The organism is Streptomyces sp. NBC_01591, from assembly GCF_035918155.1.
Classification (GTDB): domain Bacteria; phylum Actinomycetota; class Actinomycetes; order Streptomycetales; family Streptomycetaceae; genus Streptomyces.
Window position 1 is genome coordinate 3,932,168 of record NZ_CP109327.1, and the last position, 21,869, is coordinate 3,954,036.

The following is a 21,869-nucleotide window of genomic DNA, read 5'->3' on the forward strand; positions in this document are numbered from 1 at the left end:
GGGGCCTCAGGATTCCGTGAGGTAGCGCTGCAGCGTCGGTGCGACCATCTCGATGATCTGCTCCGGATCCGCCGAAGCCAGCGGTTCCGCCCGGATCACATAGCGGAGCATCGCGATCCCGAGCATGTGCGAAGCCGCCAGTTCCGCGCGGAAGGTGGCATCCGGTACGTCGAGTGCCTCCGCGACGCGTTCCAGGAGCCGGCGCAGGACGAAGCCCCGCAGGACCTTCGCCGCCGCCTCGTGCGTCAGCGCGGACCGCATGATCGCCAGCAGGGGGGCTCTGGACGCCGGGTTCTCCCATACGGCGATGAAGTAGCGGGCCAGCCGCTCCCCCAGGCCGTCCGTGCCGTTGCCGAGGACGGCCGGGATCACCAGGGCCGGCTCGAAGGAGAGCTCGATGGCGGCCGCGAAGACCTCGTCCTTCGTACCGAAGTAGTGGTGGACCAGGGCGGAGTCGACGCCCGCCGCCTTGGCGATGCCCCGGATCGACGTCTTGTCGTAGCCGCGCTCCGCGAATTCGGTGCGGGCCGCCTCCAGGATGCGGGTGCGCGCGTCGGGACCGGTGGTCTCGGCGGTACGGGAGGGGCGACCGCGACGCTTGGGGGTGGTGGGGCCTGTGGGGCTGTCGGGGCCGGTGGGGCGGTCCGGGCCCGTGGGACTGTCGGGGCCGGTGGGGCGGTCCGGGCCCGTGGGACCTGTGGGGTCGCCTGTCATGGGCGCGGCGCCCGGGTCGGGGACGACGCCAGGTGGAGCCGGGTGAAGGCCAGCGCCTCCGCCAGGTCGGCCTCGCGTTCGGCGGTGGACATGGCGCGGCGGGTGTTGACCTCGATGACGACATGGCCGTCGAAACCGGTACGGGCCAGGTGCTCCAGGAGTTCGGCACAGGGCTGGTCGCCGCGGCCGGGCACCAGGTGCTCGTCCTTGTTGGAGCCCTTGCCGTCGGCGAGATGGATGTGGGCGAGCCGGTCGCCCATCCGGTCGACCATCGCCATGCCGTCGGTGCGGGCCGTCGCCGTGTGCGAGAGGTCCACGGTGAAGTGGCGGTAGTCGTCGTTGGTGACGTCCCAGTCGGGGGCGTACGCGAGCATCTCGCGGTCCCGGTAGCGCCAGGGGTACATGTTCTCGACGGCGAACCGCACATCGGTCTCGTCCGCCATGCGCCAGATCCCGGTGACGAAGTCACGCGCGTAATTGCGCTGCCAACGGAACGGCGGATGGACGACCACGGTCGTCGCCCCGAGCTTCTCCGCGGCGGCACGGGCCCGCCGGAGCTTCACCCACGGATCCGTGGACCAGACGCGCTGCGTGATCAGCAGACAGGGCGCGTGGACGGCCAGGATCGGCACCTGGTGGTAGTCCGAGAGCCGCCGCAGTGCCTCGATGTCCTGGCTGACGGGGTCGGTCCACACCATGACCTCGACACCGTCGTAACCGAGGCGCGCGGCGATCTCGAAGGCCGTCGCCGTCGACTCCGGGTAGACGGAAGCCGTCGACAGGGCGACCTTCGCATCCGGGATGCGCACCACTGGTTCTGCCACTGGGACAGAGTACGGGCAGTGGCACGCCCCGCCGAGGGTCCCCGACGGAAAGTGAGCAGGGCCATGGCGGGCTTCCGGCCGGCCGGCGGCGCTCCGCCCGGCGCGCTCAGCCCAGCGCGGCCCGCTCCGTCGGCAGGTGGTCCAGGCGGCGGAGGATGACACCTTCGCGCAGCGCCCAGGGGCAGATCTCCAGCTCGTCGACCCCGAACAGATCCATGGCCCCCTCCGCGACCAGCGCCCCGGCGAGCAGCTGCGCGGCCCGGCCCTCGGAGACACCCGGCAGATCGACCCGCTGTTCGGTCGTCATCGCCGCCAGCTTCGGCACCCACTCCTCCAGCGCCTTGCGGGTGAGGCCGCGCTGTACGTACAGGCCGTCGGTGGAGCGTGCGGCGCCCGCGATCCTGGCGAGCTGCTTGAAGGTCTTGGACGTGGCCACGACATGGTCCGGGCGCCCGAGGCGGGTGAACTCCCCGACGCTGCGGGCGATCCTGGCCCGGACATGGCGGCGCAGCGCCTTCACCTCCGCCGGGTCCGGCGGATCGCCCGGCAGCCACCCGGCGGTGAGCCGGCCGGCCCCGAGCGGCAGCGACACCGCGGCGTCCGGCTCCTCGTCCATGCCGTACGCGATCTCCAGCGAACCGCCCCCGATGTCCAGGACCAGCAGCCGCCCGGCCGACCAGCCGAACCAGCGGCGCGCGGCGAGGAAGGTGAGCCGGGCCTCCTCCGCGCCGCTGAGGACGACGAGGTCGACGCCCGTCTCCTCGCGCACCCGGGCCAGCACCTGATCGGCGTTGCTCGCCTCCCGCACCGCGGACGTGGCGAACGGCAGCACGTCCTCGCACCCCTTGTCCTCGGCGGCCTGGAGCGCGTCGGAGACCGTCGCCACGAGCCGGTCCACACCGTCGGGGCCGATCGCCCCGTCCTCGTCGAGAAGTTCGGCCAGGCGCAGTTCCGCCTTGTGCGAGTGCGCGGGCAGCGGGCGTGCGCCGGGGTGCGCGTCCACCACCAGCAGATGCACCGTGTTCGACCCCACGTCGAGGACTCCGAGTCTCATACCCGGAACGCTACCGGGACTGCGGACTTACCCTTGGCGCGTGCCAAAGACGAAAAAGGCGAAGCCGGGCAAAAACACGAAGAAACAGAAAACGAAGCAGGAGATGCAGCGACAGGAAGTGAGCGGACCGAACCGGTCCGAAGACGAGACGGGGATCGACTTCGCACGCGCCTGGGTCGAGTTCCCGGACCCCGCGGACGACGAACAGATCTTCCGCTGCGACCTGACCTGGCTGACCTCTAGGTGGACCTGCATCTTCGGCAGCGGCTGCCAGGGCATCCAGGCGGGCCGTGCGGACGACGGGTGCTGCACCCTGGGGGCGCACTTCTCGGACGAGGACGACGAGAAGCGGGTGGCGAGCCATGTCGAACGGCTGACCCCCGATCTGTGGCAGTTCCACGACGTCGGTACCGGGACGGGCTGGGTCGAGGTCGACGAAGACGGGGAACGCCAGACGCGGCGCTGGAAGGGTTCGTGCATCTTCCAGAACCGGCCGGGATTCGCGGCGGGCGCGGGCTGCTCCCTGCACATCCTGGCGCTGCGGGAGGGCAAGGAGCCCCTGGAGACCAAGCCGGACGTCTGCTGGCAGCTGCCGATCCGGCGTACGTACGACTGGATCGACCGGCCCGACGACACGCGGGTGCTCCAGGTGTCGATCGGCGAGTACGACCGCAGGGGCTGGGGTCCCGGCGGTCACGATCTGCACTGGTGGTGCACCTCGGCGACCTCGGCGCACGGGGCCGGGGAGCCGGTGTACGTCTCCTACCGGCCCGAGCTCACCGAGATGATGGGCAAGGAGGCGTACGAGCGGCTCGTCGAACTGTGCGAGGAGCGGCTTTCCTCACTGCTGCCGATGGCACCGCACCCGGCGGATCCGGTCGATCCGGCGTGACGGCCGGGGCGTGAGCCGGCCGTCACGCCGGCCCGCTTCAGCCCGTCCGGGTCGTCGTGCCCGGCCCCGGGTCGGTGGGGGTCGCGGTGTCCGACGGGTCCGGGGACGGCGACGGGTGATCGGTCGGGCCCGGGTCCGTCGGTGACGGCGTGGGGTTGCTCGGCCCGGGTGTCGGGTCGGTCGACGGATTGGGATCCGGCGAGGACGTGGGCGGCTCCGACGGGCCGGGGGTGGCGGAGGGTTCGGCCGGGTGACCCGGGCCGCCGGGCGAGGGCGGCGGCGCTCCGTTCCCCCGGATCACCACTGCCGAACCCGACGGGGCGAGGGCGATGCGCGCGCTCCACGGGCCGGCCGGCTCCCGCCAGTGGTCCACGAGGGCGTGGATCGTGACGCTCTCGCCCGCAGCGAGCGTGCCCGAGTAGCGGCTCAGCCGCACCCAGGACGCATCAGCGCGGGCCGACCAGGCGACGGGCGCTCCGCCCGACGCGGTCAGCCGGATCAGGGTCGTGCCGCCGGACGAGCGGGCCTCGACGGTGAGCCCGCCGACGCCGTCCCGGCCCGGACCCGAGCCGATCACCTCCGCCGAGACGTCCGGAACGCGGCCGTCCACGAAGCGGGCGGCGGGCTGGGGGCGGGCATTGCCCGCGTTCTCGTAGTGACCGTCCGCGGTGCCGTCGAGGTCGTGCCGGGCATCGCTCTCGGTGGCGGTGACCGACGAGCCCTCGTGGCCCTCACCGGTCTGCGGCGCGCCGCGGTAGGCCGTCCACAGCGCGATCACCGGGGCGGCGACGACCGTCGCCACCACCGTCGTCGTCACGACCCTGGCCCGCAGCCGGTCCCGGCGGGCGGCGTGGTCCTTCGGGTCCATCGGGAAGCCCGCCCGGTCGAAGCGCGGGCCGCCGGAGCGGTTGCGCTGGGCGTGGACCATCGCGACGTACGCCGAGGGCCGGGGCGCCTCGACGACCGGCAGCGCGGCGGCCGGAGCGACGGCGGCGCCCGGCCAGGGGCCCTCGGCACCGGCCCGTTCGGCGGCCCTGCGGCAGCGGGGGCAGTCGTCGACGTGGCGGACGAGCTCGCGGCGCAGGGCGGCGGAGAGCAGGACGCGGTGCTCGCCGGTGAGCCGGGCGACGGTGGGACAGTTGCCGGTCTCGACGACGGCGAGGGCGGCGCGGGTGCGCTCCACCTCGCAGGCCGCGGCGGCCAGGAGCTCACGGGCGGTCGCCGGGTCGAGGCCCAGGACGGAGGCGACGGCGCGCGGGGCGAGGCGGTGGCGTACGGCGAGTTCGAGCGCTTCGCGCTGCTCGGGGGTGGTGCCTGCGGCCTCGGGCCAGGCCAGCTGGGCGAGTTCACGACGGTGCGCCTCGGCGGCGGCCTCGGTCTCGGGGGCGCGGGCGGGGGCGACGGGGGCGCCGCCCGGCGTGAATGCGGCGGTGGCGGGGGTCTTCGCGGCGACGACCGGGGGCGTACGGCGTCCGGCGCGCGCCCCCTGGGCGGCCGTGCCGACCGGCTGCTTGCCCGGAGGCCCGCCCGCCCGCTTCATCTCTTGTTTCGACTGCTTCGACTGCTTCGAGGGCTTCGACTGGGACGCCTGCTTCGAGGCGAGTCTCCCCGGCTGCTTCCCGGCCTTGTGCCGGTGCGCCTGATGGCCCTGCTTCTGCTCGGCGAGCTTGCGCAGACACATCCATCTGGCCAGCGCATACAGCCAGGATTTACGTTCCTCCTCGCCCTCCGGGCACCGGCCGTCCTGCCGCTCCGCGATCGCGAGCACACCGCCGAGCGCCTCGGTGGCGGCGTCGTGGTCGCAGAGCACGGAGAGGCAGTAGGTGAACAGGCCGTCGAGATGCGGTTCGTACCGGGCAGGCGGCCGACGCGGCGAAGAGTGCGTCGAGACACGGGGCGCACTGCGCCGCGCCCGGTGTGCGCCGGTGGTGTGCGTGGGGGGCTCCAGACCGCTGCTCGTCACCTTGCGACCGTAGGCAGCACGGGGCACACCTTTCGCTCCCCTTCAGCACTTTTAATCCTTACGGGTGAACGTATCCCTCAAAAGGGGACAGGAATTCCCTATTTCGCCGGAAGCGCCGCACCCCCGGAACGCCACCACCCGACCGCGCCCGGCGGCATTGTCGTACCCCACCTATACGGTTGCGCCATGGCTGCCCGTACGAAAACCGCGAAGGACCGGCCGTCCTACCGCTGCACCGAATGCGGCTGGACGACCGCCAAGTGGCTCGGCCGCTGCCCCGAATGCCAGGCGTGGGGGACGGTCGAGGAGTTCGGCGGCGCCCCCGCCGTGCGGACCACCGCGGCCGGCCGGGTCAGTGCCGCCGCGCTCCCCATCGCCCAGGTCGACAGCCGGCAGGCCACCGCCCGGTCGACCGGCGTCGGTGAGCTGGACCGGGTGCTCGGCGGCGGTCTCGTCCCGGGCGCCGTCGTGCTCCTCGCGGGCGAGCCGGGCGTCGGCAAGTCGACGCTGCTGCTGGATGTCGCCGCCAAGGCGGCGAGCGACGAGCACCGCACGCTCTACGTCACCGCCGAGGAGTCCGCGAGCCAGGTGCGGCTGCGCGCCGACCGGATCCGGGCGATCAACGACCATCTGTACCTCGCCGCCGAGACCGACCTGTCCGCGGTCCTCGGCCATCTCGACGCCGTCAAGCCCTCGCTCCTCATCCTCGACTCCGTACAGACCGTCGCCTCGCCCGAGATCGACGGGGCGCCGGGTGGCATGGCGCAGGTCCGGGAGGTCGCCGGGGCCCTCATCCGGGCCTCCAAGGACCGCGGCATGTCGACGCTCCTGGTCGGCCATGTCACCAAGGAGGGGGCGATCGCGGGGCCGCGGCTGCTGGAGCATCTCGTCGACGTGGTGCTGTCCTTCGAGGGCGACCGCCATGCCCGCCTGCGGCTCGTACGGGGCGTCAAGAACAGGTACGGCGCGACCGACGAGGTGGGGTGCTTCGAACTGCACGACGAGGGCATCACCGGCCTCGCCGACCCCTCCGGGCTGTTCCTCACCCGGCGCGACGAGCCCGTGCCCGGCACCTGTCTGACCGTCACCCTGGAGGGCAAGCGGCCGCTCGTCGCCGAAGTGCAGGCGCTGACGGTCGATTCCCAGATCCCTTCGCCCCGGCGCACCACCTCGGGTCTGGAGACCTCCCGGGTGTCGATGATGCTCGCGGTCCTGGAGCAGCGCGGCCGGATCAGCTCGCTGGGAAAGCGGGACATCTACAGCGCGACGGTCGGCGGCGTGAAGCTCTCCGAGCCCGCCGCAGACCTCGCGGTCGCGCTGGCCCTGGCCAGTGCCGCGAGCGACACCCCGCTGCCCAAGAACCTGGTGGCGATCGGCGAAGTGGGCCTCGCGGGCGAGGTCAGAAGGGTTACGGGGGTCCAGCGCAGACTGGCCGAAGCGCACCGTCTGGGCTTCACGCACGCACTGGTTCCGACCGACCCGGGCAAGGTCCCCGCCGGTATGAAGGTCACAGAAGTCGCCAACATGGGTGATGCGCTGAGAGTCCTCCCGCGCCGGTCTCGCGCACAGGCCCCCCAGGAGGAGAGCGCACGCCGGTAGACTTTGCCCTGGTCTCGCCCGTCCGTACGAACGGTACGAGGGACGTAAGGGCACCGCAAACCTGTGACCGGAGGAGTGCAGTGGCAGCCAACGACCGGGCAGCATCGCCCGGAAAGTCCGGCCAAGGCACCGGTAATGAGGCGCTGATGCGCGCCTCGCTGAGCGCCGTGGCGCCCGGAATGGCGCTGCGGGACGGCCTGGAGCGCATCCTCCGTGGCAACACGGGCGGGCTGATCGTGCTCGGCATGGACAAAACCGTCGAATCGATGTGCACCGGCGGATTCGTGCTGGACGTGGAGTTCACCGCGACGCGCCTGCGCGAGCTGGCCAAGCTCGACGGCGCGCTGATCCTCGACAAGGACATGACCAAGATCCTGCGCGCCGGCGTGCAGCTGGTGCCGGACGCCTCCATCCCGACCGAGGAGACCGGCACCCGCCACCGCACGGCGGACCGGGTCTCCAAACAGTGCAACTTCCCGGTCGTCTCGGTCTCGCAGTCGATGCGCCTGATCGCGCTCTACGTGGACGGGGAGCGCCGGGTCCTGGAGGAGTCCGCCGCGATCCTCTCCCGTGCCAATCAGGCTCTCGCCACCCTGGAGCGGTACAAGCTCCGGCTCGACGAGGTCGCGGGCACGCTCTCCGCGCTGGAGATCGAGGACCTGGTGACGGTCCGGGATGTCACGGCCGTCGCGCAGCGGCTGGAGATGGTCCGCCGGATCGCGACCGAGATCGCGGAGTACGTGGTCGAGCTGGGCACCGACGGCCGGCTTCTCTCGCTCCAGCTCGACGAGTTGATCGCGGGCGTCGAGCCGGAGCGCGAGCTGGTCGTGCGCGACTATGTGCCGGAGCCGACCGCGAAGCGGTCCCGTACGGTCGCCGAAGCGCTCACCGAGCTCGACGCGCTCTCCCACACCGAGCTGCTCGAACTCCCGGTCGTGGCACGGGCCCTGGGCTACAGCGGCTCGCCCGAGACGCTGGATTCGGCGGTCTCGCCGCGCGGCTTCCGGCTGCTGGCGAAGGTGCCGCGGCTGCCGGGGGCGATCATCGACCGGCTGGTGGAGCACTTCGGCGGTCTGCAGAAGCTGCTCGCCGCCAGCGTGGACGACCTCCAGACGGTGGACGGCGTCGGCGAGGCGCGGGCGCGCAGCGTGCGCGAGGGGCTGTCACGGCTGGCCGAGTCGTCGATCCTCGAACGGTACGTATAGAGCCGGTACGCGCAGAGCCGGTAAGCGCAACAGCAGGCGCAGGACGATCGGGGCCCGGGAGACCGGGCCCCGCCGCGTTTCCCGGGCCCGCCCCGGCGTACGCGCGCTCAGTCCTTCGCGAGGACGAACGAGGCGCGCTGCACCGGCTCGCCCGGCGCCTTCGCCTCGACCAGATACGTACCGGGCCCCGCCGTCCCCGCGGGCGGCGTCGCGCACTGCGGGGAGCTCTTCCCGCGGTCCCACTCCACGGTGTGGACGACGGTCTCGCCCGCCGGAACCTTCAGCAGCAGCACGGCCGCGTCGCGCGGGCAGTCCTTGGAGGACCACACCTGGTTGTCGTCGCCGCCGGCCTCGGTGATGGTGAGCACCGCGTTCTTCGGCCCGAGGTCGGCCTTGCAGGTGGTGGCCGAGGTGTTCTTGACGACCAGCTTGAACTTCGGCTTCTCGCCGGGGCTGTAGCTGAGCTCGGTGCTCAGGCTCAACCGCAGTGCGGCGGGGGTGCAGTCGGGAAGCGGGGAGGAGGCCGGGACCTGCTGGCCTGCCGTCCCGCCGCCGCCGCTCGCGCCACCGGCTCCGGTGTCCGATCCACCGCCCGCGTCCGTACCGCCGTCGCCCGAACCGCCGCCGGAGCCCGCGTCCGTACCGCCGCCGTCCGAGCCGGTGCCGCCCGAGTCTTCCGACTCGTCGCGCCCGCCGGGCTGTTGGCTGATGGCCGGGCCCGAGCCGTCGGGTCCCGGCGTGATCTCTTGCGCGGGGCCCGAACCGGCGGGCCGGGAGTCGTCCTTGCTCTTCTCGTCCCCGCCCGAGGTGACGACCCATACGATCAGCAGCGCGAGCAGCGCAACGAGCGTCGCCGCTACGGCCCTCCGTCGCCAGTAGATGGTGGAGGGAAGCGGCCCGATCGGATTACGCAAAGATCCCACGGCTCAAACTGTACGAGAGATCGGTGCCAACTCCCGCCCCACCCGCCGCCCTGGACCTCAAGTTTTACGGATCATCATCACGGGCGGCCCGTTCCGGCCCCATATCGCCGCCGAGTTGACCTCCGGACAACGCCCGGATGAACTCCCGGTTTCATTGACTACCCTCTGTCACATGGATAGTTCAGTTACGGCCCCGCTCTACCGGGACATCACCGACTTCGCACATGACATGCCGTCATGGGTGCAGCATCTGGCCGAGATATGGACGGAGCTCGGGCTCCTGCTCTTCGGTGTCCTGTTCATCACCGGGTGGTGGCGTGCCCGGAGCCAGGGCGACGGCGCCCTGGCGCTGGCGGTGCTCGCGCCCGTCGCGACGGCCTTCGGCTATGTGGCCAGCGAGGTGCTCAAGTCGGTGGTGGACGAGGAGCGCCCGTGCAGGGCGGTCGCCGGCGCGGCGGCCTCGCTGGTGGCCTGCCCGCCGACGGGCGACTGGTCCTTCCCCAGCAACCACTCCGCGATCGCCGGTGCGGCGGCCGTCGCCCTGGCGATCGCCCGGCCCCGGCTGGCCTGGCTCACCGTGCCGATGGCGCTGCTGATGGCTTTCTCCCGGGTCTTCGTCGGGGTGCACTATCCGCATGACGTGGCGGTCGGGCTGCTGCTCGGCGCCGCGGTCTCGGCCCTGGTGGTCGCCGTACTGCGCCGCCCGGCACAGTCGCTCGCCCGGACGGTACGGAGCAGCGGGGCTCCGGTGGCGGCCTGGGCTTCGGGGCCGGGCGCGGCGCCCGCCCGCCGCTCCCGGCGACGGGGCAAGCGGCACTGACGGCCCCGGGGGCGCCCGCTTGGGCCGGTTGCCGGACCGCCGGGGCGCGGACGGGTGGCATTATCACCCCAAGGGCCCTCAGGAGGAGCGACACCACCGTGCGCGGAACCGTCGTCTGCCCTTCCGTGCCAGGATCGACGGTGCGATGACTGCCATGACTGCGACACAGACGCCCCCCACTTCCCTCCACTCCCCCGTGATCGGGTGGTTCGACCAGCACGCCCGCGATCTGCCCTGGCGCCGCCCCGAAGCAGGCGCCTGGGGTGTGATGGTGAGCGAGTTCATGCTGCAGCAGACCCCCGTGAGCCGGGTCCTCCCGGTGTACGAGCAGTGGCTGGCCCGCTGGCCCCGCCCGGCCGACCTGGCCGCCGAACCGCCCGGCGAGGCGGTCCGCGCCTGGGGCCGGCTCGGCTACCCCCGCCGGGCCCTCCGCCTGCACGGGGCCGCGCAGGCAATAACTGAACGACACGGCGGCGACGTACCGAGCGAGCACGGTCAACTGCTCGCGCTGCCCGGGATCGGTGAGTACACCGCGGCGGCCGTGGCCTCGTTCGCGTACGGGCAGCGGCATGCCGTGCTCGACACGAACGTGCGCCGGGTGTTCGCCCGGGCCGCGTCCGGGATCCAGTACCCGCCCAACGCGACCACCGCCGCCGAGCGCAAGCTCGCCCGCGCGCTGCTCCCCGACGAGGACGAACGGGCGGCCCGCTGGGCCGCCGCGACGATGGAGCTCGGAGCCCTCGTCTGCACCGCGAAGAACGAGGACTGCACACGGTGCCCGATCGCCGGGCAGTGTGCCTGGCGGCTGGCCGGGAAGCCCGCCCACCAGGGGCCCCCGCGCCGGGGTCAGACCTATGCCGGCACCGACCGGCAGGTGCGCGGACGGCTGCTCGCCGTGTTGCGCGAGGCCATGACACCGGTACCGCAGTCGGCGCTGGACGCGGTGTGGGAAGAACCGGTGCAACGCGCCCGCGCACTGGACGGCCTGGTCGCCGACGGCCTGGTCGAACCGCTGGCCGGCGGGCAGTACCGGCTGCCGCTGAGCTGAGATCCGTACCCGTCCCGCTCCCCCGCTGTTACACAACCGATGGACAGCCGTGCGTCGGCGTATGGCTGCTCCGCACAACCCCGTGACAACAGCTCCGTAGCGTCTTCGACGTCAGCCCGACCGAACGATGGCTGACGGCGGTTCTACGGGGATCCACGGGGACGGAGGCGGTTGGAATGGCGCACGGCGAGGTGCTCGAATTCGAGGACTACGTACGCACTCGGCACGACGCGCTGCTGCGCAGCGCACGACGGCTGGTACCCGACCCTGTGGATGCGCAGGACCTGCTCCAGACCGCGCTGGTCCGTACGTACGGCCGCTGGGACGGCATCGCCGACAAGTCCCTGGCCGACGCCTACCTGCGCCGCGTCATGATCAACACCCGTACCGAGTGGTGGCGGGCCCGCAAGCTGGACGAGGTCCCCACCGAGCAGCTGCCCGACGCGAGCGTCGAGGACGGCACCGAGCAGCGCGCCGACCGCGCCCTGCTGATGGATGTGCTGGGCGTACTGGCTCCCAAGCAGCGCAGCGTCGTCGTGCTGCGACACTGGGAGCAGATGAGTACGGAGGAGACGGCTGCGGCGCTCGGCATGTCGGCCGGTACCGTGAAGAGCACGCTGCACCGTGCGCTGGCACGGCTGCGCCAGGAGCTGGAGAGCCGTGAGGCGGCGAGCAGGGAGGCCCTGCTCGCCGAGGAGCAGCGCCAGGCGGCCGACCGCGCTCCGGTATGTGCGCGGACGCGGGCGGGCAGGCATATGGACGAACGGGGGCGGGAGCGTTGCGCGGCCTGACAGCCAGCGGCGACGGCGGAGACCGTGGCGGGGGAAGGGACGACGGTGGCCGCGCGGCCACCGTCGGACGTGGCCGGGTCCTGACCGGCCGGGCGGCGAGCGCCACGACTCTGGTCGGCCTCGCCGCCTTCGGGCTGTTCACCGTCAGCTGCTCGACCGGCGGTACCGGCACCCGGGACGAGGGCCCGGCCGGATCCCAGCCCGTCGCCCAGGTCACGCCGAGCAACGAGCCGTCCTCCTCCGCGAAGCCCGCCTCGCGGATCGATCCCGTGACGCTGCTCAAGGGGGACCGCAAGGTCAGCGAGCGGGTCCGAACGGATCTGAAGCCCTGCACCGGCTCCGAGTACCCGGTGGACACCTCGTACGGCACCATGACCGGCGGCTCCTCGGCCGATGTCGTGGTCAACGTGATGACCTGCGGCGATTCGGTGGGCGTCGGCACCTATGTGTACCGCCCGCGGAGCAATGGCCGTTACGAGAACGTGTTCACCATCGAGCAGCCCGCGGTCTACGGCACCATCGACCGCGGTGATCTGGTGGTGACGACCCAGGTGTACGAGAAGAAGGACTCGGTCGCATACCCCTCCGGCGAGGAAGTGATCACCTACCGCTGGGCGGGCAACCGGTTCAACGAGCACGACCGGGTGCACAACGACTTCAACCGAGCCGTCGGCAGCGGCGGAGCGGCCCTTCCGGAGGCCGCCGAACCGGCGGGGAGCTGAGAGCAGTCTGATGGCCGAGACCCACGTCCTGTTCGTCGAGGACGACGACGTCATCCGCGAGGCCACCCAGCTGGCGCTGGAGCGCGACGGCTTCGTGGTCACCGCCATGCCCGACGGCCTGTCGGGCCTCGAAGCGTTCCGGGCCGACCGCCCCGACATCGCCCTGCTCGACGTGATGGTGCCGGGGCTCGACGGGGTCAGCCTCTGCCGTCGTATCCGCGACGAGTCGACGGTGCCGGTGATCATGCTGTCGGCCCGCGCGGACTCGATCGACGTGGTGCTCGGCCTGGAGGCCGGTGCGGACGACTACGTCACCAAGCCCTTCGACGGGGCGGTCCTGGTCGCCCGGATCCGTGCCGTGCTGCGCCGCTTCGGCCATGCCTCGGGCGGCCGGCCGGGAAACGGGGAGCCGGAGGCGCAGCCCGTCGGCGGGGTGCTGGTCTTCGGTGAGCTGGAGGTCGACACCGAGGGCATGGCGGTCCACCGCGGCGGCGAGCAGGTGGCGCTGACCCCGACCGAGATGCGGCTGCTGCTGGAGTTCTCCGCGGCGCCCGGCACGGTGCTCTCCCGCGACAAGCTCCTGGAACGGGTCTGGGACTACGGATGGGGCGGTGACACCCGGGTCGTGGATGTCCATGTGCAGCGGCTGCGCACCAAGATCGGCCAGGAGCGGATCGAGACGGTCCGCGGCTTCGGCTACAAACTCAGGCCATGAAGCGGCCGGCGCTGCGGACGGGAGTCCGCTGGAAGATCAGCATCGCGATCGCGGCGGTGGGAGCGCTGACCGCGGTCGCGCTCAGCTTCGTCGTCCACAACGCGGCCCGGGTCTCGATGCTGGAGAACGCCCGCGAGGTCCAGCTGGAGCGGCTGACGTACGCACAGCTGCTGTACGAGGCGACGAAGACGAAGAAGGCCGACCCCCGGTTCGGCGCCAAGCTCAACGACCCGACGATGCCGCGCAGCCTGCGCACGGAGACCGGCCGGAACCGGCGCGCCACCCATGTCGAGGTGTCCGGCAAGGGAGTGCCCGACGTGTGGGCGGCCGTGCCGGTCGGCAAGGGCGACGTGCTCTCGCTGCACACCCGGTTCACGGGCCGCAACTCCACGATCATGCGCGATCTCGACCGGGCGCTGATCATCGGCTCGGTCTCGGTGGTGTTCGGCGGCTGTGCGCTGGGCGTGCTGATCGGCGGGCAGCTGTCGCGCCGGTTGCGCAAGGCGGCGGCCGCGGCGGGCAGGGTCGCGCAGGGCAATACGGATGTACGGGTCAGGGAGGCCGTCGGCGGTGTCGTCCAGGACGAGACCGATGAGCTGGCCGGTGCGGTGGACGCGCTGACGGATGCGCTGAACGCGCGGATCGAGGCGGAGCGCCGGGTCACCGCGGACATCGCGCACGAGCTGCGTACGCCGGTGACCGGTCTGCTGACGGCGGCGGAGCTGCTGCCGCCCGGCCGCCCCACCGAGCTGGTGCGGGACCGGGCGCAGGCGATGCGCACGCTCGTCGAGGACGTGCTGGAGGTGGCCCGGCTGGACAGTGCCTCGGAGCGGGCCGAGCTGCAGGAGATCGCGCTGGGGGAGTTCGTCAGTCGGCGGATCGCGCTGCTGGACCCGGATGTGCGGGTGCGGGTCGTCCACGAGTCCCGGGTCAGCACCGATCCGCGTCGGCTGGAACGCATCCTCGGCAATCTGCTGGGCAACGCCGCCAAGCACGGCGCCACTCCGGTGGAGGTCACGGTCGAGGGCCGGGTGGTGCGGATCCGCGATCACGGTTCCGGGTTCCCGGCGGCGCTGCTGCGTGAGGGGCCGAGCCGGTTCCGTACCGGAAGCAGTGACCGGGCCGGGCGCGGGCACGGTCTCGGGCTGACGATCGCAGCCGGTCAGGCGCGGGTCCTCGGGGCCCGGCTGACCTTCCGCAACGCGGCGCCGGAAGGGGCCGCGGAGGGCACGGGCGGGGCGATCGCGGTGCTGTGGCTGCCCGAGCACGCGCCGACGAACACCGGCAGCTTCCCGATCCTCCAGGTGGCCGAGCAGCGGGGCCCGGACAGCGAGGACGCACGGGGCGCGAAGTCCGGCCGCGGGCGGTCCGGCGGCTGAGCCGGATACGGCGGTTGCGGATATGAAAGGAGGCTCCCGGGGCGCGCCCCGGGAGCCTCCTTTCATACACCGCTCAGGATCAGACGGCCTCGGGCTGCTTGGCGGCGCTGGCCGGTGCGTCGTCCGACGACTTGGCCTCCGGGCCCGCCCCGCGCAGCGGCACCTCCTTGACGAAGACCGAGGCGATCACGGCGATCAGGCCGACCGAGGCGCCCACGAGGAACGCGATGTGCGTGCCGGACGACACCGCGAACTGGTAGGCCTCACGCGCCGGCGCCGACAGCTTCGCCAGGCTCGCCGCGTCCAGCTGCGCGGACCCCGCGGTGGCCGCCCCGCCGCCGCGGGCCACCATCTCGTCCTGCACCCGCCCGGTGAACAGGGCGCCCATGATCGCGACGCCGAAGGAGCTGCCGAGCGTACGGAAGAGGGTCGTCGCGGAGGAGGCGACGCCCATGTCCTTCATCTCCACGCTGTTCTGCGCGACGAGCATCGTGATCTGCATCAGGAAGCCCATGCCCGCGCCGAGCACCGCCATGTAGACGCCGGAGGTGAACCGCGTGGTGTCGACGTCCATCCGCGAGAGCAGGAAGAGACCGGCCACCATCAGTACGGAGCCCACCACGGGGAAGATCTTGTACTTGCCGGTGCTGGTGGTGACCCGTCCCGCGATGAGCGAGACGACCATCATCGCCAGCAGCATCGGCAGGAGCAGCAGACCGGAGTTGGTCGCCGAGGCGCCCTGGACGGACTGCTGGTACAGGGGCAGGAAGAGCACCGCGCCGAACATCACGAAGCCCGCCATGAAGCCGACGACGGACATCAGGGTGAAGTTGCGGTTGCGGAAGATGTGCAGCGGGATGATCGGTTCTGTGGCCTTCGTCTCGACGAAGAGGAAGCCGACGAGCGAGGCGACACCGATCGCGGTGAGCTCCATGATCACGGCGGAGTTCCAGTCGTACTCCGTGCCGCCCCAGGTGGTCACCAGCACAATCGCGGTGATGCCGAGGGTCAGCAGCCCCGCGCCGAGGTAGTCGACCTTGGACTTGGCTCCCGTCCGCTTCGGCAGGTGCAGCACGACGGTGACCATGGCGAGGGCGACCGCGCCCAGCGGCAGGTTTATGTAGAAGCTCCAGCGCCAGCCGAGGTGGTCGGTGATGGTGCCGCCGACCAGCGGTCCGCCGATCATGGCGATGGCCATGACGCCGGCCATCATGCCCTGGTACTTACCGCGCTCGCGGGGCGGGACGAGGTCGCCGATGATCGCCATGACGCCGACCATCAGGCCGCCCGCGCCGAGTCCCTGGACCGCCCGGAAGCCGATCAGCTGGCCCATGTCCTGGGCCATTCCGCTCAGCACCGAGCCGATCAGGAAGATCACGATGGACGTGAGGAAGATGCCCTTGCGCCCGTACATGTCGCCGAGCTTGCCCCAGATGGGGGTGGAGGCGGCGGTGGCCAGGGTGTACGCGGTGACGACCCAGGACAGATGCTCAAGGCCGCCGAGGTCGCCGACGATGGTCGGCATGGCCGTGCCGACGATCAGGTTGTCCAGCATGGCCAGCAGCATCGTGATCATCAGGGCGAGCATCACCACCCGGACGCTGCGCTGCTGCGTCTCGGGTTTCCCCGTCGGCCGGTCGGCGCCGGCCGCCTTCCCGCCGGCCGCCTTCTTCAGATCGGACATTGGTCCCCACTCCCCTGATCCCCTGTGCGGGCCAGGCACTTACTTGCCGCCCGGCTAGTAACTACACTGGGGAAAGTAGACCCCCAACTAGCCGGGCGTCAAGTAAGTTTCCAGCAAAGGAGAGCTTCATGGGGAGCACGCCGCAGCAGCGCCGTGGCAACACGCGCCAGCGCATTCAGGACGTCGCTCTGGAGCTCTTCGCCGAACAGGGCTACGAGAAGACCTCGCTCCGCGAGATCTCCGAACGGCTGGACGTCACCAAGGCCGCGCTGTACTACCACTTCAAGACCAAGGAAGACATCCTGGTCAGCATCTTCGAGGACCTCAACCGCCCGGTCGAGGAGCTGCTCGCCTGGGGCAAGGAACAGCCGCGCACGCTGGAGACGAAGAAGGAGATCCTGCGCCGCTACAGCGAGGTCCTGGTCGCCGCCGCCCCGCTGTTCCGCTTCATGCAGGAGAACCAGGCGGCCGTACGGGAGCTGAGCATCGGGGTGACCATCAAGGAGCGCGTCGTCGCCCTGATCGACCTGATCCAGGATCCCGGCGCCTCACTGGCCGACCAGGTGCGCTGCTCCACCGCGCTCTTCGCGACGCACGCGGGCATGTTCGCCCTCAAGGACCTCGAAGGCAACCCCGAGGAGAAGCGCAAGGCCGTCCTCGAAGTCGCCTTCGAACTGGTCACCCGGGCACACGGCCAGGAGGCCGCGGAGTAAGGAGCCGTCCCGGTCGGGTCAGACCGTGACGCCCTTCTTGTGCAGGAAGCCGACCGGGTTGACCGCGGAGCCGTAGTCGGCGGTGTGCCGGATCTCGAAGTGCAGGTGCGGGCCGCTGGAGTTGCCGGTGTTGCCGGAGAGCGCAATCTTCTCGCCCGTCCTCACGGTCTCGCCGATGTGCACGTCGATCTGCGACAGATGGGCGTACTGCGAGTACGTACCGTTGGCGTGCTTGATCACGACGGCGTTGCCGTACGCGGGACCGTCGCCGCCGCCGTTGGGGCCGGCCTTCACGACGGTGCCGGTGTGCGCGGCCTCGACCTTGGTGCCGATCGGCACGGCGAAGTCCTGGCCGGAGTGCTTGTGGGCCCAGCGGCTGCCGTCGTTGCCGAAGCTCGCGCTCAGCTCGTAGCGGCTCACCGGGGCCTCCCAGCCGTGGGCCTTCTTCAGGGCGGCCTTCTTCGCCGCGGCCGCCTTCTTGACCGCCGCCGCCTTCTTGGCCGCGGCCTTCTCGGCGACCTTGCCCTGCACGGCCGCCTGCTCGGCGACCGATTCGGCCGCGCCGTTGTTGATCAGGTTCACGGAGTCCGGGGCACCCGCCGAGCCGGCCGCGAACGCAGCGCCCACACCGAGAACCATCGACGTCCCCAGGCCGGCTGCCACGACGGCGCCACGGACACGGGACAGGGACGGGCGGCGGGAGTGCTGGAACGAAACGCGCTTCGACATAAGCGGAGAACCTCCGGAGATGACTGGACCCGGCGCTTCGGCCGGGCTGGCCATTCCTTGGTAACCCGCGCCCCGGCCGTTGCTCAAATACCCCATCTACGAACAAAAGCCGTATCCGACACCTCGGGAATTCGCCGCCGCAGGTTTGGCGCGACCCGCGACCCAACCCGTCGAAACTCTGGTTTCGGACAGGTTTAACCCCAGTTCCAAACCGTTTGAATCGGACATATGTCAGCGATCCAGGCCTCTACCCCTCCGGCACCGAAAGCCCCCTCCACCGCAGGGCCGAAGGTCCCTGCGGCGCTTATGACGCCCTCTCCTACCGCGCCTAGTAGGCCCAAAACGGGCTGTGCGCCTTGTCACCACCGGTGGGCCGAAGGCTGTCCGTTTCGGGACCTTCGGCCTGTGCCCTGACTAGGCTGAAACGCTGACACGACGACCAGCTCGACCCCGGGGGACAGGCCATGGCCAGCGGCACCGCAGACACCGGCGACATGGACGGCATCGAGCTCGCCGATGCCGTCGAGTCGATCCGCAACCAGCTCATCGACGCCGCGGGCCGCGCCACCGGCCGCCCCGTGGCCTTCGAGGTCGGCGACATCCAGATGGAGTTCACCCTCGAACTCCGTAAGGAGATCAAGGGCGGAAGCAAGGTCAAGGCCTGGGTGGTCGAAGCGGGCGCCGACGCCTCCCGCGCGACCGGCCGCACCCACAAGGTCGCGTTCACCCTGAAACCGCGCGACGCCACGACCGGCAGACCCTGGCAGATCGGCCACGGCGACCAGGGCAGCACCGCCCACTTCGGCCGTGGGACGGCACAGCCGTGAGCACCGCGCCGCCCACCGCGCCCGCGGCACGTACGGTCGTCGTCCTCGGCGCCGGAACGGTCCAGGGCAGCGGCACCCTGCTCACCGACCGGCTCGTGCTGACCTGCGCCCATGTGGTCAAGGGCGGCAGCCGGGCCACCATCGCCCACCCGGGGCGGGCGGACCACGCCACCGCGGCGATCGCCTGGATCGACCACGACCTCGACGCCGCCCTCCTGCTGACCCCCGACCCGGTGCTCCCGGTCGCCCCGGCGCGGCTCGGCGTCCTCCACGCCGAGCAGGCGCTCTCCGGCTGCGAGATCACCGGCTTCCCCGACATCCAGCGGTACGGCCCCGAGCGGCATCTGGAGGCCGACCAGTACACGGCCACCGCCCTGCCGATGGCCGGACACCTGCGCGGATTACTGGTCTGCGAGCTGGACGGACCGCCGCCCGCGGGAAGCGACTCGGAGCCCCCGTCGCTACGAGGCATGTCCGGCGGCCCGGTCTTCGCCGGGAACGTCCTCATCGGCATCGCCCGGCAGATCCCCCGGCAGCGCGGCGGCCGGCGCGTGGAGTGCGTACCGATCGCCCCGCTCGTCGCCTCGCGGCCGTTCGAGCTGGTCTACCGGCAGACCGGCACGGCACTGCGCCACGAGCGGGTCCACGGCCGCTTCCCCAGGGACGCGCGGTACGAGGAGGAGTACGCGGCGGCGCTCGGGGCCGCGTACCGCCGCACGAAGATCTTCGGCCTCGACGAGCTGGGACGGCGCGACTCCGAGTGGGACCTGGACACCGCGTACCTGAGCCTGGAGGCCCAGCAGAACCCCGGGGAGACAGGTCCACCGCCGCAGCGAATCGACACACTGCTCCCCGACCGCCCCCGGGTCCTGCTGCGCGGCGACGCGGGCGCCGGCAAGACCACGCTGCTGTGGTGGCTCGCCGCACATGCCTCGGCCGGCACGCTCGGCCCGCAGCTGGCCCCGCTCAACGGTCTGGTCCCATTCGTCGTACCGCTGCGCACCCTGCGCGCCCAGGGCGGCACGTTCCCCGCCCCCGCGCAGCTGCCCGACGCGGCCCGGCTGGTGATCGACGAGGCCCCCGAGGGCTGGGTCGGCCGGGTACTGGAGTCCGGCCGGGCGCTGCTGCTGGTCGACGGCCTGGACGAGGTCCCGCGGGACGACCGCGAGCAGGCGCACGAGTGGCTGTCCCGTCTCCTGGACCGGTACCCGGACATCCGCTGTGTGGCCACGGTGCGCCCGCTGGCCGTCGAGCCGGGCTGGCTGATGTCCCAGGACTTCGAGGAGCTGCGGCTGCTGCCGATGCGGGACGAGGACATCGAGGCCTTCGTCGCCGCCTGGCACCGGGCCGCCCGCCTGGACGACGACGACCACGAGACGCTCGGCGCGCTGGAACGGGACCTGATCCAGCAGTTCGCCCAGAACCGGACCCTGCGCAATCTGGCCCGTACGCCGCTGCTCTGCGCGGTGATCTGTGCCCTGCACCGCCGCCGCCACGGCATCCTGCCGGAGACCCGATGGAGCCTGTACGACTCGGCCCTCACCATGCTGCTCGGCGACCGCGACAAGCAGCGCAGGATCGAGGCCCCCGAAGGCATCACGATGAAAGTGGCGGAGCAGGCCCAGCTCCTCCAGCGCATCGCGATCTGGCTGGTGCGGGGCGGCCAGTCGGAGCTCCACCGCTCAGCGGCACTGCACCAGCTGGAACGTGCCCTGCCGGGCATGGAACGGCTCCGCGGCCAGGGCTCGGCCGAGGCGATCCTGACCCATCTGCTGAACCGCAGCGGAGTCCTCCAGGAGCGTGCCGACGGCGTCTACCAGTTCGCCCACCGCACCTTCCAGGACTTCCTCGCCGCGAAGGAGTTCGTCGAGGGCGACCAGCTGAACGAGCTGCTCGGCCGGGCGGGCGCGCAGCACTGGTACGACGTCATCCTGCTGTCGGCCGGCCACTGCGGCCGCCGCGAACACCCTGTACTGGTCAATGGCTTACTGGACCTGGAGCCCGGCCCCGGCGACACCGTCACCCGGGACGAGATCGTCGTGCTGGCCGCGCTCTGCGCGCAGCACGCGACCTGGCTGGACGAGACGACACGGGCCAGGGTCCGCACGGCCGTCGGGGCGCTGTTCCCGCCGAGGAACGACGGGGACGTACGGCTGCTCGCCCGCCTCGGTCCGGCCGCTCTGGACCATCTGCCCGACCCGGCACACGTACCCACCAAGGAACAAGCCCGCCCCTTCATCGACCTGATCAACGAGATCGGCGGGGCGGAGGCCATGCCGCACGCCCGCCGCTGGGCACTCGCGCACCCGGAGCTCAGCTATCCGTTCGTGAGGAGCTGGGGCAGATATCCGGTGGAGACGTACGCACGGCAGGTTCTTTCCGCCTTCGACCTGGCGCTCGACTTCCTGCGGGTCGACTCACAGGAGAAGCTGGCCGCACTGCACCATCTACCGTCTGCCACGGACCTGGTGATCAACGGGTGCTTCACCTCCGTCGAACTCCACGCCAGCCTGCGCGAGAGGCCCTGGACTGATCTGACTTTCCAGCGGAACCCCTGTATGACGGACCTTTCGTTCCTGGAGGACTGCGCCGAAGAGCTCAGGAACCTGTCCTTGAAGGACTGTCCGGCCGTACGGGACCTCGGCCCACTTGCCGGACTCCCTGCGCTGAGGATGGTTTATCTGGACATGAGCCGTGTCCCCGACACCGCGCTGGCCGCCACGGCTTCGAAGGAATTGCGCTTCCTGCGGCTCAGCCACGTGACGGCGGTACGGCTGTCCCAGTTGCCCGCCCACCCCAGGCTGCGCTCACTGACCGTCGACGGGACCTTCTCGCTGGAGGTCGACTCGCTCGACGGCTGGACACACCTGCAGGAGCTCGAACTGGACATTTACTCGCCGGTCCGGCCGCTGCTTGCCGCACTCCGGCAGGCGCCACAGGTGGCCCACGTCACCCTGACTCTGGCGTCCCTCCTGACGGAGTTCGGCGACGAGGAGCCCGTTCCTTCCGTCGAGGATCTGGTGATCCGCCTCGACACCGACATGCACGGGCTCGAACAGATCCCCCGGGTGTTCCCCGCTCTGAAGTGGCTGATGCTCACTCCGCCCACGTATGTCAGATACGTCGATCTGTCCCCGTTGCAGGCGATGCCCGAGTGCCGGGTGACCGTCACCGGCGACGCGGAGATCACGGGCGGCGAGGGCCTCGACGTGGACCGGTGACCACGGCACGCACGCCAAAGGGGCTGCCCCGGACCGTTTCGTACGG

19 protein-coding genes are annotated in these 21,869 nt (G+C 71.4%); 12 read left to right on the forward strand and 7 right to left on the reverse strand.

What is annotated here, in order from left to right; translation table 11 throughout:
* Nucleotides 1–6 precede the first annotated feature (6 nt).
* From OG978_RS18225 to OG978_RS18235, 3 genes are all read right to left on the reverse strand, one after another.
* Nucleotides 7–714 (reverse strand): TetR/AcrR family transcriptional regulator, encoded by a 708-nt coding sequence (locus tag OG978_RS18225; RefSeq protein ID WP_326766254.1) that lies wholly within the window; start codon nucleotides 712–714, stop codon nucleotides 7–9.
* Nucleotides 711–1,538: a sugar phosphate isomerase/epimerase family protein gene (locus tag OG978_RS18230; RefSeq protein ID WP_326766255.1), complete on the reverse strand. Its 828-nt coding sequence runs from the start codon at nucleotides 1,536–1,538 to the stop codon at nucleotides 711–713. Before OG978_RS18230 ends, OG978_RS18225 begins: the two co-directional genes overlap by 4 nt.
* A 106-nt stretch (nucleotides 1,539–1,644) precedes the next feature.
* On the reverse strand, nucleotides 1,645–2,592 hold the full coding sequence (locus tag OG978_RS18235; protein ID WP_326766256.1) for a Ppx/GppA phosphatase family protein: 948 nt from the start codon (nucleotides 2,590–2,592) through the stop codon (nucleotides 1,645–1,647).
* Nucleotides 2,593–2,632: 40 nt separating this feature from the next.
* Here OG978_RS18235 and OG978_RS18240 point away from each other — a divergent pair, with 40 nt between their 5' ends.
* Nucleotides 2,633–3,484, forward strand: coding sequence for a hypothetical protein (locus OG978_RS18240; protein WP_326766257.1), 852 nt, complete (start codon nucleotides 2,633–2,635; stop codon nucleotides 3,482–3,484).
* A 37-nt stretch (nucleotides 3,485–3,521) separates the two neighbouring features.
* Here OG978_RS18240 and OG978_RS18245 read toward each other — a convergent pair whose 3' ends face one another.
* Nucleotides 3,522–5,447 carry a BACON domain-containing protein gene (locus tag OG978_RS18245; RefSeq protein ID WP_326766258.1) on the reverse strand — a complete coding sequence of 642 codons (1,926 nt, stop codon included), beginning with the start codon at nucleotides 5,445–5,447 and terminating at the stop codon, nucleotides 3,522–3,524.
* A 186-nt stretch (nucleotides 5,448–5,633) separates the two neighbouring features.
* On the opposite strand from OG978_RS18245, the gene radA reads away from it, so the two are divergent.
* Nucleotides 5,634–7,046, forward strand: coding sequence for a DNA repair protein RadA (gene radA, locus OG978_RS18250; protein WP_326766259.1), 1,413 nt, complete (start codon nucleotides 5,634–5,636; stop codon nucleotides 7,044–7,046).
* A gap of 80 nt (nucleotides 7,047–7,126) precedes the next feature.
* The gene (disA, locus tag OG978_RS18255; RefSeq protein ID WP_093547386.1) at nucleotides 7,127–8,251 is read left to right on the forward strand and encodes a DNA integrity scanning diadenylate cyclase DisA; all 1,125 of its coding nucleotides are present in this window, start codon (nucleotides 7,127–7,129) and stop codon (nucleotides 8,249–8,251) included.
* A gap of 107 nt (nucleotides 8,252–8,358) precedes the next feature.
* On the opposite strand, the gene OG978_RS18260 is transcribed toward disA, so the two are convergent.
* Complete coding sequence (locus OG978_RS18260; protein WP_326770068.1) at nucleotides 8,359–9,132, reverse strand: hypothetical protein; 774 nt, start codon at nucleotides 9,130–9,132, stop codon at nucleotides 8,359–8,361.
* Between the two features lie 214 nt (nucleotides 9,133–9,346).
* Between OG978_RS18260 and OG978_RS18265 the strand changes: the two genes are divergently transcribed.
* The 6 genes from OG978_RS18265 to cseC all read left to right on the forward strand — a co-directional run bounded on the left by OG978_RS18265 (nucleotide 9,347) and on the right by cseC (nucleotide 14,649).
* Nucleotides 9,347–9,994, forward strand: coding sequence for a phosphatase PAP2 family protein (locus OG978_RS18265; protein ID WP_326766260.1), 648 nt, complete (start codon nucleotides 9,347–9,349; stop codon nucleotides 9,992–9,994).
* 145 nt (nucleotides 9,995–10,139) lie between these two features.
* Nucleotides 10,140–11,042, forward strand: a complete 903-nt coding sequence (locus OG978_RS18270) for an A/G-specific adenine glycosylase (protein WP_326766261.1) — start codon at nucleotides 10,140–10,142, stop codon at nucleotides 11,040–11,042.
* A 176-nt stretch (nucleotides 11,043–11,218) separates the two neighbouring features.
* Nucleotides 11,219–11,833 carry a SigE family RNA polymerase sigma factor gene (locus tag OG978_RS18275; RefSeq protein ID WP_326766262.1) on the forward strand — a complete coding sequence of 205 codons (615 nt, stop codon included), beginning with the start codon at nucleotides 11,219–11,221 and terminating at the stop codon, nucleotides 11,831–11,833.
* On the forward strand, nucleotides 11,821–12,555 hold the full coding sequence (locus tag OG978_RS18280) for a hypothetical protein (protein ID WP_326766263.1): 735 nt from the start codon (nucleotides 11,821–11,823) through the stop codon (nucleotides 12,553–12,555). Before OG978_RS18275 ends, OG978_RS18280 begins: the two co-directional genes overlap by 13 nt.
* A 10-nt stretch (nucleotides 12,556–12,565) precedes the next feature.
* Nucleotides 12,566–13,270 carry a two-component system response regulator CseB gene (gene cseB, locus OG978_RS18285; protein ID WP_326766264.1) on the forward strand — a complete coding sequence of 235 codons (705 nt, stop codon included), beginning with the start codon at nucleotides 12,566–12,568 and terminating at the stop codon, nucleotides 13,268–13,270.
* Complete coding sequence (gene cseC, locus OG978_RS18290) at nucleotides 13,267–14,649, forward strand: two-component system sensor histidine kinase CseC (RefSeq protein ID WP_326766265.1); 1,383 nt, start codon at nucleotides 13,267–13,269, stop codon at nucleotides 14,647–14,649. Before cseB ends, cseC begins: the two co-directional genes overlap by 4 nt.
* Before the next feature lie 79 nt (nucleotides 14,650–14,728).
* Here the strand turns inward: cseC and OG978_RS18295 are convergent, their stop codons facing one another.
* On the reverse strand, nucleotides 14,729–16,333 hold the full coding sequence (locus tag OG978_RS18295; protein ID WP_326766266.1) for an MDR family MFS transporter: 1,605 nt from the start codon (nucleotides 16,331–16,333) through the stop codon (nucleotides 14,729–14,731).
* A gap of 128 nt (nucleotides 16,334–16,461) precedes the next feature.
* On the opposite strand from OG978_RS18295, the gene OG978_RS18300 reads away from it, so the two are divergent.
* Nucleotides 16,462–17,046, forward strand: coding sequence for a TetR/AcrR family transcriptional regulator (locus tag OG978_RS18300; protein ID WP_326766267.1), 585 nt, complete (start codon nucleotides 16,462–16,464; stop codon nucleotides 17,044–17,046).
* A gap of 18 nt (nucleotides 17,047–17,064) precedes the next feature.
* On the opposite strand, the gene OG978_RS18305 is transcribed toward OG978_RS18300, so the two are convergent.
* Nucleotides 17,065–17,775 (reverse strand): M23 family metallopeptidase, encoded by a 711-nt coding sequence (locus OG978_RS18305; protein ID WP_326766268.1) that lies wholly within the window; start codon nucleotides 17,773–17,775, stop codon nucleotides 17,065–17,067.
* A 464-nt stretch (nucleotides 17,776–18,239) separates the two neighbouring features.
* On the opposite strand from OG978_RS18305, the gene OG978_RS18310 reads away from it, so the two are divergent.
* Together OG978_RS18310 and OG978_RS18315 are read left to right on the forward strand one after the other, a co-directional pair.
* Nucleotides 18,240–18,602 (forward strand): trypco2 family protein, encoded by a 363-nt coding sequence (locus tag OG978_RS18310; RefSeq protein ID WP_326766269.1) that lies wholly within the window; start codon nucleotides 18,240–18,242, stop codon nucleotides 18,600–18,602.
* Nucleotides 18,599–21,823, forward strand: a complete 3,225-nt coding sequence (locus OG978_RS18315) for an NACHT domain-containing protein (protein ID WP_326766270.1) — start codon at nucleotides 18,599–18,601, stop codon at nucleotides 21,821–21,823. The genes OG978_RS18310 and OG978_RS18315 overlap by 4 nt, the downstream gene beginning before the upstream one ends.
* Nucleotides 21,824–21,869 lie beyond the last annotated feature (46 nt).